The organism is Reyranella sp. (assembly GCF_004296935.1).
Lineage (GTDB): Bacteria > Pseudomonadota > Alphaproteobacteria > Reyranellales > Reyranellaceae > Reyranella.
This window is the reverse complement of sequence record NZ_SCVH01000017.1, coordinates 23,140-36,746: the sequence shown is the minus strand read 5'-3', so window position 1 is coordinate 36,746 and position 13,607 is coordinate 23,140. Positions and strand designations below refer to the sequence as shown.

Here is a 13,607-nt window from a genome sequence, read left to right as displayed (position 1 = left end):
CCTCAAAAAGTGGGCGGTCCTTGCCGGCCTGCCCTTGCCAGAAACCTAGTGGATCAGTGCGGGAACGGCCAGAGCCGCAACTTCTCCTTGGCGACCGCCCAGAGGCGGGCCAGACCGTGCGGCTCGACGATCAGGAAGAAGACGATCATGGCACCAAACACCATGAATTCGAGGTGGCTGAGCAGCGCCGTCGACATCCTGACGCCGAACCAGCCGGGCAGCTGGTTGAGCAGGATCGGCATCAGCACGATGAAGGCCGCCCCGAGGAAGCTGCCGATCAGCGAGCCCAGGCCGCCGATGATGACCATGAACAGGATCTGGAACGACCGGTTGATGTCGAACGCCAGCGGCTCCCAGGCGCCCAGCCGCAGGAACGCCCACATGGCGCCCGCCACGCCGATGAAGAACGAACTGACGGCAAAGGCGGTGAGCTTGGTGCGCAGCGGCCGGAAGCCGATGATTTCGGCCGCGATGTCCATGTCGCGGATCGCCATCCACGAGCGCCCGATGTGGCCGCGGACCAGGTTCTTGGCGACCAGCGTGGCCACCACCACGAGGCCCAGGATCAGCAGATAGCGGTCGGCCGGCGTGTCGACGTGCCAGCCGAAGACCTCCAGCTTGCCGACCGCGACCGAACCCGACGGCGTGTAGTTGGTCAGCCACTTCACGCGCGCAAACAGCCAGTCGAGGAAAAACTGCGAGGCGAGCGTCGCCACCGCAAGATAGAAGCCCTTGATGCGAAGCGACGGGATGCCGAACAGGATGCCGACCGCCGCCGCCATCACGCCGCCGAACAGGAATACGACGATGAGGTTGTTCAGCTCCGGCACGCGGAGCCAGAGGTTGTAGGCGGCATAGGCCCCGACTGCCATGAAGCCACCGGTGCCGAGCGACACCTGTCCGCAATAACCCACCAGGATGTTGAGACCGATGGCTGCCATCGACAGGATCAGGAACGGAATCAGGATCTCGGTGTAGATATAGGGCGAGGCGAACATCGGCACGGCGAGGAAGGCCGCCACGATCACGGCAAGCACGAAGAGGCGATCCTGCAGGATCGGGAAGATCTGCTGGTCGGCGACATAGGTCGTCTTGAACTGGCCAGCCTCGCGGTAAAGCATGCCCTACACCCGCTCGATAATGCGTTCGCCGAACAGGCCCTGTGGCCGGAACAGCAGGAAGACCAGCGCCAGCATGTAGGCGAACCAGTTCTCGATGCCGCCGCCGGCGAGATCGAACTGCTTGACCAGGATCGGCGCCAGGAACACCTCGGAAAGCTTCTCGCCGGCGCCGATGATGAGGCCGCCGACAATGGCGCCCGGCACCGAGGTGAAGCCCCCCAGGATCAGCACCGGCAGCGCTTTCAGCGCAATCAGCGAGATCGAGAACTGGACGCCGAGCTTGGCGCCCCAGATCAGCCCCGCAGCCAACGCTACCAGACCCGACACGGTCCATACGATCAGCCAGATGGTGTTGAGCGGAATGCCGACCGACTGGGCGGCGGCATGGTCATCGGCGACGGCGCGGAGCGCGCGGCCGACGCGCGTCTTCTGGAAGAAGATCGCGAGCACCACGACCAGACCAGCGGCAATGGCGGCGGCCACGAGTTCACCGGGATCGACCAGCAGACCGCCCGGAAACACACCCTCGAACAGGAACAGCGGATCCTTGGGCAGGCCGAGATTGATCTTGTAGATGTCACTGCCCCACAGCGTCTGGCCGAAGCCGTCGAGGAAATAGGCGATGCCGAGCGTCGCCATGAAGAGAATGATGCCTTCCTGGTTCACGAGATGGCGCAGCACCAAGCGTTCGATGGCATAGGCGAGCAGGCCCATGATGGCCGCCGTGGCAGCGATCGCCAGCCAGATCGGCCACGCGCCCTTGCCATAGCTGTAGGCTGCAATGCCGCCGACCAGCGCACCGGCGGCCGCCAGCATCTGCAGCTTGCGCCGCTCGCCTGGCCCGGCGCCGCGCGCGACATACTCGCGCCACGCGTACCAGCCGATGAACGCGACCGCGACACCCAGGATCGCCGCCGCCACGACGAAGTTCGCGAGATGGACTTCCTTGCCGTCGATCTCGCCGCTGAGCCGCGCGATCGTGAGCGCCGCGAACAACACCATCGCGCCCTGCGCGAAGTTGAAGACACCGGAGGCCTTGAAGATCAGCACGAAGCCCAGCGCCACCAGTGAATAGAGCACGCCGGTCAGCAGGCCGCCGATCAGGGTTTCGAGGAACGGGCCCAACATGTTCACTCCGCTCAGTGGCTGACGCCAAGATAGGCGGCGACGACCGCCTCGTTGCTCCTGACCTCGTCGGGCACGCCGTCGCCGATCTTGCGGCCGTAGTCGAGAACGACGACGCGGTCGGAAATGTCCATGACCACCCCCATGTCGTGCTCGATGAGGCAGATCGTGGTGCCGAACTCGTCGTTCACGTCGAGGATGAAGCGGCACATGTCCTGCTTCTCCTCGATGTTCATGCCGGCCATCGGCTCGTCGAGCAGCAGCAGCTCGGGCTCGGCGGCGAGCGCGCGACCGAGCTCGACGCGCTTCTGCAGGCCGTAGGGCAGTTGGCCGACCGGCGCCTTGCGAATGTGCTGGATCTCGAGGAAGTCGATGATCCGTTCGACCACCTTGCGGTTCTCGATCTCCTCGCGCTGCGCCGGCCCGATGTGAAGCGCCTGCCAGAACAGGCCGGTTTTCATGCGCAGATTGCGGCCGGTCATGATGTTGTCGAGAGTAGACATGCCCCTGAAGAGCGCGATGTTCTGGAACGTGCGCGCGATGCCCTGCTCAGCCGCCTCGTGCGGCTTCATCTGGCTGCGCCTGACACCCTTGTAGGTGATGGCGCCCTGCTGCGGATGATAGAAGCCGTTGATGCAGTTCAACATCGATGACTTGCCGGCGCCGTTGGGCCCGATGATGGCGCGGATCTCGCCCTTGGCGATATCGAAGCTGATGTCCGTCAGCGCCTTCACGCCGCCAAACGACAGGCTGATGTTCTCGACCGACAGCAGCACTTCGTTGAATGAACGCATGCGCGTAGTCATTGCGCTCAGCTCGCCTTCTTCAGGGTGGCGTGGGGGGCCACGTCGCGGACGGTCACGTCGCCCTCGATGGCGCCCTTGCGGCCGTCCTCGAAGGTGACATCGACCTTGATGTGGGCGGTCCTCGAGCCGTCGTAGAGCGCATCGACCAGCGGCTTGTAGCGCTCGCCGATGAAGCCGCGCCGCACCTTGTTGGTGCGCGTGAGTTCGCCGTCGTCGGCCTCGAGCGCTTTGTGCAGGACCAGGAAGCGGCGGATCTGGGCGCCGGCCATGCGCGGGTCGGCGGCGAGGTCATGGTTGACCTGCTCGATCTCGCCCTGGATCAGGTCGTAGACCTCCGGCCGCGACGCCAGCTCCTGATAGCTTGCGTAGGCGACATTGCGCCGCTCGGCCCAGTCGCCGACAGCGATCATGTCGATGTTGACGAACACGGCGACGTAGTCGCGGCCGTGGCCAAATGCCACGACCTCGTTGATGTGCGGAAAGAACTTCAGCTTATTCTCGATGAACTTCGGCGCGAACAGCGTGCCGTCGTTCAGTTTTCCGACGTCCTTGGCGCGGTCGATGATGCGCAGGTGCCCGCGATCGTCGAGGTAGCCGGCGTCGCCGGTGTGCACCCAGCCGTCGGCGGTCTTGGTGTCGTTGGTCGCCTCGGGGTTCTTGAAGTACTCCTTGAACACGCCTGGGCTGCGATAAAGCACCTCACCCGAGTCGGCGATCCTGAGTTCGACCTGGGAGACCGGCTTGCCGACCGTGTCGGGATAGACCTCGCCGTTGGGATGGATGGTGACGAACACCGAGGCCTCTGTCTGGCCGTAGAGCTGCTTCATGTTGACGCCAAGCGCGCGGTAGAAGTTGAAGATCTCGGGCCCGACCGCCTCGCCGGCCGTATAGGCCACGCGGACGCGGCTCATGCCGAGCGTGTTCTTGAGCGGCCCGTAGATCAGAAGATTGCCGAGCGCATAAAGCAGCCGATCCAGGGGCGACACCGGCCGGCCGTCGAGCAGCGCCGGTCCGACGCGGCGGGCCACCGTCATGAAGAACTGGAACATCCGGCGCTTGAGGAGGCCCGCGTCCTCCATGCGGATGGTGACCTGGGTGATCAGATTCTCCAGAACGCGCGGCGGTGCAAAATAATAGGTCGGGCCGATCTCGCGCAGGTCGGTCATCACCGTCGCCACCGATTCGGGGCAATTGACCACCAGGCCCACGACATAACCCTGGGCATAGGAGAAGATGTGGTCGCCGACCCAGGCCATCGGCAGGTAGGACAGAAGTTCGTCGCCTTCCTTCAGGCCGTCGAACTCGGCGCCGGCGGTGGCCGCCCACACCAGATTGTCGTAGCTCAGGATCGCGCCCTTCGGCCGGCCGGTGGTGCCAGAAGTGTAGAGCATGATGGCCTCGTCCGAGCCGCGCCCCTTGGCAACCTCGGCTGACACGGTGTCGGGCGCCGCTGCCAGCAGCTTGGCACCGCGTTCCTGCACCTCGGCATAGGACTGGAGCTGGTCGTAGTGCCGCATGCCGCGCGGGTCGTCATAGATGATCACGCCGAGCGACGGCACCTTCTTCTGGATCGCGAGCAGCTTGTCGACCTGCTCCTGGTTTTCGGCCAGCGCAAAGCGCGCCCCGCCATGTTCCACGACGTAGGCCAGTTCGTCGGCCACCGAGTCCTGATAGACCGGCACCGGCACGCCACCCAGCGACTGTGCCGCGCACATCGACCAGTAGAGACGGGGCCGGTTGTCGCCGACCACGATCAGTCGGTCGCCGCGACGAAAGCCGAGATCGGCCAGGCCGGCAGCCAGCAGACGCACCTGCGCGGCGACGTGGGACCAACTGTAGGTCTGCCAGATGCCGTATTCCTTTTCGCGATAGGCAGGTCGGTTGGCGCCGGTCCGGGCACGCTCCGCCAATAGCTTCGGAAACGTATCCCGAGCTTCGGTGCCGCTGTCGGCCATCCCCGTCGTCATCCCTGCCTCGCGTTCCCGGTGCCCGCTTTTCGTTCGTTCGCTTCTGCGGCGATTTCATCAGGCAGATAGCCATAGCCGTTTCGAACCGGTCAAGCCAGCCACCGGCCGAATGCGACGGTGTTACGCGGGCCGCAGCCGGAGGGTGAAGATGGCGCCTCCGTCGCGCCGGTTCTCGACGCTGATGCTGCCGCCGTGCGCCGCCGCAACGCGGGCCACGATCGCCAGCCCCAGGCCGCGGCTGTCGGCGCGCGCACGGTCGCGCCGCCAGAAGCGCCTGAATATCGACTGCCTGTCGGCCTCGGGCACACCGGGGCCATCGTCGAGAACGCAAACTGTGCCATCGGCCGCGACGTCGACCTCAATCGATGTGCCGCGCGGCGTGTGGCGGACGGCATTTTCGACCAGATTGCGCACCGCGCGGAACAGCGCGTCGGGATGACCATGTACCCACACCGGCCCATCGGCACCGGTGAGCGCGATCGTCTTGGACATGTCGACCGCAAGCGGGGCCATGAAGCCCACGGCATCAGAACAGACGGCATGAAGGTCGGCCTTGGCGTCGTCGCCGACAACAAAGCCTTCGAGTTCGGCAATGTCGAGGACCTGACCAACCGTCCGAGCCATGCCGACGATATCGGCGCGCAGGGCGTCCTGAACCTGTCCAGCACCCAACGAGTCGACGCGAGCGCGCATGATGGCAAGCGGCGTGCGCAGTTCATGTGCAACGTCGGCGGTAAATTCGCGTTGCGCCCGGAAACCCGACTCGAGGCGTTCAAGCGCCTGGTTGACGGCGCGGACCAGCGGCACGATCTCGGTCGGCATCGACTGCTCTGGCAGCCGGACGTCGGTGCTTGCTGGGCCGATCGCCGCGACCGTCATCGAGGCCTCGCGCACCGGTTCGAGTACCCTCCGAAAGATCAGAATACTGATCAGAAGCAGCACCAGCAGAATCGGAAAGGTGATCCAGGCGACGCGCGAAAAGAAGTCGGTGACGATGTCGTCGATGATGACATCGCGATGCGCGAGATCCTGGCCGACCTGGATCCAGTAGAGGCGCTCGCCGATCGTCCGGACCACCGTCACTCCGAACAGGTCCGATCCCGTGCTCGCCCGGCGCGCGATCCAGTCGCCCGCCGACGACCCGCCCGACGGAAACAGTGCTGCGCCATCGGCACGGGAAGAAAAGAGAGCCCGACCCGAGGCATCGAGGACCGCGTAGGCGTAGAGGCCGTGACGGCCGGCGTAGAGCGGCCGGGCATCGTCGGGGATGTCGAGAACGACGCCGCCACCAGCCTCTGGTCGCAGGAAACTGCCGACGGTGACGGCCTGGTTGCGGAGCGTCTCGCGGTGGAGGTTGTTGGCCGCCTGCTCGAGCAGCCAGTAGAGCGCCAGCGGCATCAGGACGGAGGTGACGCCGATCGCAATGACTTGCAGCGCCACGACCCTCGAGATGATCGAGCGAAAGCGTATCACCCTACCTTGTCCTCGGTCAGCAGATAGCCGACACCGCGCACCGTATGGATCTTCACCGTGGCGCCGGCATCGGCCAGCATCTTGCGCAGGCGATGGACGTAGACCTCGACCGCGTTCGACCCAACATCGCCCGACAGGCCGAACAGGTGATCCTCGAACAGTCGCTTCGGCGCCACGTTGCCGCTGCGCCTGAGGAGAATTTCCAGCACCGCGGTCTCGCGCGCCGGAAAGGCATGCGAGGCATCCGCCACGAAGACCTGCCGGCCTTCGGTGTCGAGCGCCACGTTGCCGAAGGTGAGGCGGCGGCCGAGCAGACTGCCAGGGCGGCGCAACAGCGCCTGGATGCGGGCGATCAGCTCCTCCATGGCGAACGGTTTGGCAAGGTAGTCGTCGGCGCCGGCACGCAGGCCGATTACGCGATCGCTGACGCCGTCGCGCGCCGTCAGCACGAGCACCGGCGTCGACTCGCCACGACGTCGGAGATCGCGCAACAGGGTGATGCCATCTTCATCGGGCAAGCCGAGATCGAGCACGACGACGGAGTATTGCATCGTGGCGAGCACATGACCGGCATCGCCGGCGGTCCCCACGGCATCGGCCTCGATGCCGCCCCGGGAAAGCCCTTTCTTCAGCAGCGAGACGAGTTCCGTGTTGTCCTCGACGAGAAGTACCCTCATCGGCGTTCGGCTCCCATCCATGCGCGCGACAGATGGTGTCTTCTAACATGCCGGAAGGCCCTTCGCCCCTGCCGGATTCGGCGCCTTCTCATCTCGTGGCGTCCCGGCTACATCTGGAGTGTGACGATCTCAGACAGACTGATCGACCTCGGCGATCGCCAATTGCGCGTTCGGCGGCTGGTCCCTGAGCAAGATGACGGACTCGAGCGCACGACGCTCGTCTTCCTGCATGAGGGGCTGGGCTGCGTCGAGATGTGGCGCGATTTCCCTCAGTCCCTGTGCAACGCCACGCGCTGCCAGGGCATCGTCTACGACCGCACCGGCTACGGTGGCTCGAGCCCTTGGCCGTCGGATCCGGGCGTCCGCTACATGGAGATCGAGGCCGACGAGGTATTGCCGCGTCTGATCGCGACACTGGGTGTCGAGGATTGCGTCCTGGTCGGCCACAGCGACGGCGGCACGATCGCGCTCAACTACGCGGCTTCCGACCCGGAGCCGCTGCGCGCCGTGGTGACGCTTGCCGCCCATGCCATCAACGAGCCGGTTTGTATCGACAGCATCCGTCGGGCCCGCGAGACCTTCGCCGCCGACGACCTGCGCGCACGGCTGGCCAGATATCACGGCGACAATGTCGATGCGTGCTTTCGCCTGTGGTCCGAGGCGTGGCTGTCCCCGGGCTTCGAGCCGATGGACGCCAACGGCCGGCTGCCGGGCATCGTCGTCCCGTTGCAGGCGATCCAGGGCGAGGACGACGAATACGGCAGCGAGCTGCAGCTCGGCATCATCGCCGGAAAGGTCGGCGGCTACTGCGAGACCCGCCTGGTGCCGAGCTGCGGTCACGCCCCCCATCTGCAGCAGCCGGCTTACGTCTTGTCGGAGGTTGCCCGCTTCGTGGCACCCCTGGCACTCGTAGACTAAAGCCGCTTCAATTCACTTGCTGCCGCCCAGTTGAATTCGGACACGGTCGGACAGCGCGCCTGGGCGAGTTGAAGTTGCTCGCGCGCCCGCTGCTTGTCGCCGCGGCGGATCGCGTCGATGCCCATGAAGAAGGCCGACGGGCACTTGCCGTTGGCGCGCTTGGCGGCATCGTCGGTTTCGGCCGCGACCTCCAGTTCACCGGCCGGTAGCCTGCCCAACAGGAACCTGGCGATCGGCCCGGGCCATTCGCCGAGGTCCTCCTTGCCGAGGTCCCTGGCGAGGCCCGCACGCGCATCGCGCCTGGCGCGGACCTGGGCGGCGTAGCGCCACAGCAGCGGCGACAACCGCGCCTTCGCGGTCGTGCGCCCCTCCAGGGAGGCGTCGAAATCGTCGACCGCCTCTGCATAGCGGCCGAGATCGAAATTGGCGTGGCCGCGGACGAACAGCGCCGCGCGCCGATCGGCCTCGGTCGTCGGGCCGGCGAGTGCCCCGTCGAGCAGGGCGAGGGCGCGCTGGAAATCGGCGATCTGCATGTAGACCTGCGCCTGGGCGATCGCCAGCCAGGGATCGCCCGGCTTGCGCAGCAGCGCATGGTCGAGCGTACGCAACGCTGCCGCGCGGTCGCCGCCGCCTGCCAGTTCGGGCACGGTGCTGGACAGCACCATCTGCCAGCCCTTGGGCAGGACCTTGCCCATCTCATCGATATCCTTGCGGCTGTCGGCCTCGCGGCCGAGCCGGCTCAGCTGATAGGCGCGGATGCCGAGATAGAGCGAGCGGTCGAAGGCGGAGAGCTTGGAGCTCGACAGGATCTTGTCGAGGGCATCCAGGGTGTCGTTGCGGGCATTGGAGGGAACGCCCGGGCTGCCGAACAGGCCGGAGCCGCCGCCGGCCGGCCGCTGGTCGAACTCGCGCGCCGACGGATCCCAGTCGTTGGCGTTGCGCTGCGCCACGGCCTCGGTCGAAGCCGTCACGAGGGCCGCAAAAGCCCCAATCGCCTTCCCGATTGCCCACCGCATCGGGGCAATCTGGCACAGGCACCAACCGCCCGCATCCGCCGATTGCCTGCAGAGGTCCCTGCCCCTATTTTGCCACCCGTCCGCCCAAAACCGTCTTCCAGGAGTACCCGACCATGGCCGCCGCCCATCCCAACAGCTTCAAGGCCCGCAAGACGCTGAAGGTCGGCGCCAAGACCTACACCTATTTCAGCCTCAAGGCGGTCGAGAAGGAGGTCGGCGACCTCTCGCGCCTGCCCTTCTCGCTCCGTGTCCTGCTCGAGAATCTCCTGCGCCACGAGGATGGCACCACCGTCAAGAAGGGCGACATCGCGGCCTTCTCCGACTGGCTGAAGAACGGCGGCAGGTCGGTCAAGGAGATCAACTTCCGGCCGGCCCGCGTGCTGATGCAGGACTTCACCGGCGTGCCCGCGGTGGTCGATCTCGCGGCCATGCGCGACGCCATGGGCAAGCTCGGCGGCGACGCCAAGAAGATCAACCCGCTGGTCCCGGTCGATCTCGTGATCGACCATTCGGTGATCGTCGACAATTTCGGCAACTCGAGCGCCTTCGGCGCCAACGTGAAGCTCGAGTACGAGCGCAACCTCGAGCGCTATCAGTTCCTGCGCTGGGGCGCGATGGCGTTCGACAACTTCCGAGTCGTGCCGCCGGGCACCGGCATCTGCCACCAGGTGAACCTGGAATTCCTGTCCCAGGTCGTGTGGACCAGGAAGGAAGGCAAGGAGACGATCGCCTATCCCGACACGCTGGTCGGCACCGACAGCCACACCACGATGGTGAACGGCCTCTCGGTCCTCGGCTGGGGCGTCGGCGGCATCGAGGCCGAGGCCGCCATGCTCGGCCAGGCGCAGCCGATGGTGATCCCCGACGTCGTGGGCTTCAAGCTGACCGGCAAGCTGCCGGAGGGCGCGACCGCGACCGACCTCGTGCTCACTGTCACGCAAATGCTGCGCAAGAAGGGCGTGGTCAGCAAGTTCGTGGAGTTCTACGGCGACGGCCTCGACGAGATGCCGCTCGCCAACCGTGCCACCATCGCCAACATGGCGCCGGAGTATGGCGCCACCTGCGGCTTCTTCCCGGTCGACGGCATCACGCTGGGCTACCTCAAGACGACCAACCGCGGCGCCGCCGCCAAACTCACCGAGGCCTACGCCAAGAAGCAGGGGCTGTGGCGCGGCAAGAAGTCGGTCGACCCGATCTTCACCGACACGCTCTCGCTCGATCTCAGCGAGGTCGTGCCGAGTCTGGCCGGGCCGAAGCGCCCGCAGGACCGCGTGCCGCTGGCGGAGGCGGCGCATCAGTTCGTCGCCAACATGGAGAAGGAATTCGACCGCAAGGATACCGGCAAGCGCGTCGCCTGCGAGGGTACCGACTACGACCTCGGCCACGGCGACGTGGTGATCGCGGCCATCACCTCGTGCACCAACACCTCGAACCCCTACGTCATGCTGGGGGCCGGCCTGATCGCGCGCAACGCGGTGAAGCACGGCCTCAAGGTCAAGCCATGGGTGAAGACCTCGCTGGCGCCGGGCTCGCAGGTCGTGACCGAGTATCTCGAGGCCTCCGGCCTGCAGAAGGACCTCAACAAGATCGGCTACAACCTGGTGGGTTACGGCTGCACCTCCTGCATCGGCAACTCCGGCCCGCTGCGCGATCCCGTCACCAAGGCGATCGGCGACGGCGACCTCGTGGTCTGCTCGGTGCTGTCGGGCAATCGCAATTTCGAGGGCCGCGTCAATCCGCTGACCCGCGCCAACTACCTTGCGTCGCCGATGCTGGTGGTGATCTACGCGCTGGCCGGCTCGATGAAGATCGACATCACCAAGGACCCGATCGGCATCGGCAAGGGCGGCAAGCCGGTCTACCTCAAGGACCTCTGGCCCTCGAACATGGAGGTCTCCAAGGTCGTCGACAAGTTCGTCACCACCAAGGCCTTCAAGAAGCGCTATGCCGACGTCTTCAAGGGCGATCGCTTCTGGCGCAGCATCAAGACCAAGCCCAGCCTGACCTACGCCTGGGACGACAAGTCGACCTACGTGCGCAACCCGCCGTACTTCGACGGCATGGGCAAGACGCCCGGCTCGATCACCAACATCACGGGCGCCCGTCCGCTCGGCCAGTTCGGCGATTCGATCACCACCGACCATATCTCGCCCGCCGGCTCGATCCGCAAGGACAGCCCGGCCGGCGCCTACCTGCAGGAAGAGGGCGTCGCGCCGAAGGACTTCAACCAGTACGGCACGCGTCGCGGCAATCATGAGGTCATGATGCGCGGCACCTTCGCCAACATCCGCCTCAAGAACGAGATGGTGCCGGGCATCGAGGGCGGCTTCACGCACGACTATCGTTCCGACGAGCCGGTGCCGATCTACGACGTGGCGATGCGCTACAAGAAGGAGCACACGCCGCAGATCCTGATCGCCGGCAAGGAATACGGCACTGGCAGCTCGCGCGACTGGGCGGCCAAGGGCGTCAACCTGTTGGGCGTGAAGGCCGTGGTGTGCGAGACGTTCGAGCGCATCCACCGCTCCAACCTGGTCGGCATGGGCGTGCTGCCGCTGCAGTTCAAGGACGGCATGACGCGCAAGACGCTGAACCTCACCGGCCACGAGACCTTCGACATCGATGGCATCGACGGCGGGCTCAAGGTCGGCATGGACGTGCCGCTCACCATCCACCGCCGCGACGGCACCAGCGAGAAGATCGTCCTCACCTGCCGCATCGATACCGCCGAGGAGATCGAGTACTTCAAGAACGGCGGCGTGCTGCACTACGTGTTGCGCAACCTCGCGCACGCGGCCTGAGCCAAGGCGGGATCGGGCAGTCATGGCGACGATGGGGCTTGCCGGCCACTTCGTCGCCATGGCCCGCAACAACATCTGGTCGAACCATCGCCTGCTCACGGCCTGCAAGGCGCTGACTCCGGCCGAGTTCGCCGCCCCGCGCACGAGCTTCTTCCCCTCGCTGCGCGCGACGCTTAATCACATCCTCTGGGTCGACACCTATTACATCGACGCGCTCCTGCGCGATCCGACGGTGCTCGAGCGCTACCATGACCCCGTGCCGGATTTTGCCGACGCGACCTCTCTCTATGACGCTCAAATCGCCAGTGACCGGCGGCTGCTCGGCTTCTGCGCGCGCCAGACCGAGGACTCGCTCGCCCAGGGAATCGTGCTGCCTCGACCCAACAGGACGCCGCCGTCGTCGAGCGTGGCATCGATCCTGGAGCATCTCTTCCAGCACCAGACCCATCATCGGGGGCAGGCTCATGCCATGCTGGCCGGCACGACAGTGAAGCCGCCGCAGCTCGACGAATTCTTTCTGGCAGGCGAGGAACACTTGCGGCGCGACGAGCTGCTCGCGCTGGGACTCGAACCAGGCTGATGCGTCCACGCTCTTCCTTCGCCGGTGCCGCCATAGAGGTGAGCGACCTCGCACGCTCGGTCGCGTTCCACCGGCTGTGGTTGCCGATGCTGGGCTTCCATCGCGTCTGGGCGAGCCCCGACCGCGTGATGTGGTCGCGCGGCTACGATCATTTCGTCATGCGCCAGGCCAAGGACGGCGTTTCCTACGGGCCGGGCGCACTGTGGCTCGCGGTATCGGCCGAGAGCCGCGCCCAGGTCGACCAGGTGTTCGCCGAACTGCGCGATGCGGGGGCAGAGATCATCCAGCGCCCGCAGGAGCTCGACTACCTCGCGCCGGGCTACTACTCGGTCGGCTTCCGCGATCCCGACGGCGTGCCCATCGAGGTCATGCACCGCTGGGACGACCTGCCCGACATCGCCGACGCCGAGCAGGTCCGCGTGCCGGGTCACGGCGTCAGCCTGGGCGGCTACTTCTTCAAGCCGCAGGCCGGCCAGCCGCCCTATCCGGCGCTGATCCTGCTGCACGGATTTGCCGGCCACGCCCACAACATGGTCGGGCTGGCACGTGCCGCCTCGGCCAACGGCTATGCCGCCCTGGCGCTGTCGCTGCGCGGCTGGCTGGGCTCGGAAGGCGAGAATGACCAGGGGTTGCGCCAGCCGCTCGACGTGCTGGCCGCGATCGACTGGCTCGCCAAGCGGCCGCTGGTCGATCGCGATCGCATCGGCCTGGTCGGCGCTTCGATGGGCGGCCAGGTGGCGCTGCTCGCCGCCGCCCACAAGCCACCGATCAAGGCCGTCGCCTCGTTCTTCGCGCCGACTGACCTCGCGCGCTGGCGCGAGGCCAATCCCTTCATGCGCGACTATCTCGACGATCTGTGCGGGCCCGAGGGCCTGCCGGTGCGCTCGCCGATCCTGCGCGTGGCCCAGATCGACGCACCCGTGCTGCTGATCCATGGCGATCGCGACGAGAACGTGCCGGTAGCGCAGAGCCTTGCCATGGCCGAGGCGATGCGCGGCCACGGCAAGGACGCCGAGGCCTTCGTGATTGCCGGCGCCACGCACTATTTTACCGAGCAGCAAAATGCCATTGCCCGGCGTAAGCTGTTCGACTTCCTGCGTCGTCATCTCATCCGGAGTTAGCC

The 13,607-nt window shown here is 66.1% G+C and carries 11 protein-coding genes; 4 read left to right on the top strand and 7 right to left on the bottom strand.

Annotation, left to right across the window (positions count from 1 at the left end; genetic code table 11):
• Nucleotides 1-53: 53 nt before the first annotated feature.
• From EPO55_RS01810 to EPO55_RS01785, 6 genes are all read right to left on the bottom strand, one after another.
• Nucleotides 54-1,121: a branched-chain amino acid ABC transporter permease gene (locus tag EPO55_RS01810; RefSeq protein WP_296334673.1), complete on the bottom strand. Its 1,068-nt coding sequence runs from the start codon at nt 1,119-1,121 to the stop codon at nt 54-56.
• A gap of 3 nt (nt 1,122-1,124) precedes the next feature.
• Nucleotides 1,125-2,249 carry a branched-chain amino acid ABC transporter permease gene (locus tag EPO55_RS01805; RefSeq protein WP_296334672.1) on the bottom strand — a complete coding sequence of 375 codons (1,125 nt, stop codon included), beginning with the start codon at nt 2,247-2,249 and terminating at the stop codon, nt 1,125-1,127.
• Between the two features lie 11 nt (nt 2,250-2,260).
• On the bottom strand, nt 2,261-3,040 hold the full coding sequence (locus EPO55_RS01800) for an ABC transporter ATP-binding protein (protein WP_296334671.1): 780 nt from the start codon (nt 3,038-3,040) through the stop codon (nt 2,261-2,263).
• Nucleotides 3,041-3,057: 17 nt separating this feature from the next.
• Nucleotides 3,058-5,019, bottom strand: coding sequence for an AMP-binding protein (locus EPO55_RS01795; RefSeq protein WP_296334670.1), 1,962 nt, complete (start codon nt 5,017-5,019; stop codon nt 3,058-3,060).
• A 120-nt stretch (nt 5,020-5,139) separates the two neighbouring features.
• The gene (locus EPO55_RS01790; RefSeq protein ID WP_296334669.1) at nt 5,140-6,492 is read right to left on the bottom strand and encodes a HAMP domain-containing sensor histidine kinase; all 1,353 of its coding nucleotides are present in this window, start codon (nt 6,490-6,492) and stop codon (nt 5,140-5,142) included.
• Nucleotides 6,489-7,169 (bottom strand): response regulator transcription factor, encoded by a 681-nt coding sequence (locus EPO55_RS01785; protein WP_296334668.1) that lies wholly within the window; start codon nt 7,167-7,169, stop codon nt 6,489-6,491. The genes EPO55_RS01790 and EPO55_RS01785 overlap by 4 nt, the downstream gene beginning before the upstream one ends.
• A 120-nt stretch (nt 7,170-7,289) precedes the next feature.
• Between EPO55_RS01785 and EPO55_RS01780 the strand changes: the two genes are divergently transcribed.
• Entirely contained in the window at nt 7,290-8,087 is a 798-nt protein-coding gene (locus EPO55_RS01780; protein ID WP_296334667.1) for an alpha/beta hydrolase, read from the top strand.
• Here the strand turns inward: EPO55_RS01780 and EPO55_RS01775 are convergent.
• Nucleotides 8,084-9,058: a hypothetical protein gene (locus EPO55_RS01775; RefSeq protein WP_296334666.1), complete on the bottom strand. Its 975-nt coding sequence runs from the start codon at nt 9,056-9,058 to the stop codon at nt 8,084-8,086. The genes EPO55_RS01780 and EPO55_RS01775 overlap by 4 nt on opposite strands.
• A gap of 158 nt (nt 9,059-9,216) precedes the next feature.
• Between EPO55_RS01775 and acnA the strand changes: the two genes are divergently transcribed.
• Genes acnA through EPO55_RS01760 form a run of 3 tightly spaced genes read left to right on the top strand, consistent with a single transcriptional unit; the run spans nt 9,217 to nt 13,605 of the window.
• Complete coding sequence (gene acnA / locus EPO55_RS01770; RefSeq protein WP_296334665.1) at nt 9,217-11,904, top strand: aconitate hydratase AcnA; 2,688 nt, start codon at nt 9,217-9,219, stop codon at nt 11,902-11,904.
• A 22-nt stretch (nt 11,905-11,926) separates the two neighbouring features.
• Nucleotides 11,927-12,484: a DinB family protein gene (locus EPO55_RS01765; protein ID WP_296334664.1), complete on the top strand. Its 558-nt coding sequence runs from the start codon at nt 11,927-11,929 to the stop codon at nt 12,482-12,484.
• Complete coding sequence (locus tag EPO55_RS01760) at nt 12,484-13,605, top strand: alpha/beta fold hydrolase (protein ID WP_296334663.1); 1,122 nt, start codon at nt 12,484-12,486, stop codon at nt 13,603-13,605. The genes EPO55_RS01765 and EPO55_RS01760 overlap by 1 nt, the downstream gene beginning before the upstream one ends.
• The last annotated feature ends 2 nt before the right edge of the window (nt 13,606-13,607 follow it).

Excerpts from the sequence above, each read along its gene's own strand:
- EPO55_RS01760 (WP_296334663.1), top strand. The coding sequence starts at position 12,484 with ATGCGTCCACGCTCTTCCTTCGCCGGTGCCGCCATAGAGGTGAGCGAC.
- EPO55_RS01785 (WP_296334668.1), bottom strand. The coding sequence starts at position 7,169 with ATGAGGGTACTTCTCGTCGAGGACAACACGGAACTCGTCTCGCTGCTG.
- EPO55_RS01795 (WP_296334670.1), bottom strand. The coding sequence starts at position 5,019 with ATGACGACGGGGATGGCCGACAGCGGCACCGAAGCTCGGGATACGTTT.
- acnA (WP_296334665.1), top strand. The coding sequence starts at position 9,217 with ATGGCCGCCGCCCATCCCAACAGCTTCAAGGCCCGCAAGACGCTGAAG.
- EPO55_RS01800 (WP_296334671.1), bottom strand. The coding sequence starts at position 3,040 with ATGCGTTCATTCAACGAAGTGCTGCTGTCGGTCGAGAACATCAGCCTG.
- EPO55_RS01810 (WP_296334673.1), bottom strand. The coding sequence starts at position 1,121 with ATGCTTTACCGCGAGGCTGGCCAGTTCAAGACGACCTATGTCGCCGAC.
- EPO55_RS01805 (WP_296334672.1), bottom strand. The coding sequence starts at position 2,249 with ATGTTGGGCCCGTTCCTCGAAACCCTGATCGGCGGCCTGCTGACCGGC.
- EPO55_RS01765 (WP_296334664.1), top strand. The coding sequence starts at position 11,927 with ATGGCGACGATGGGGCTTGCCGGCCACTTCGTCGCCATGGCCCGCAAC.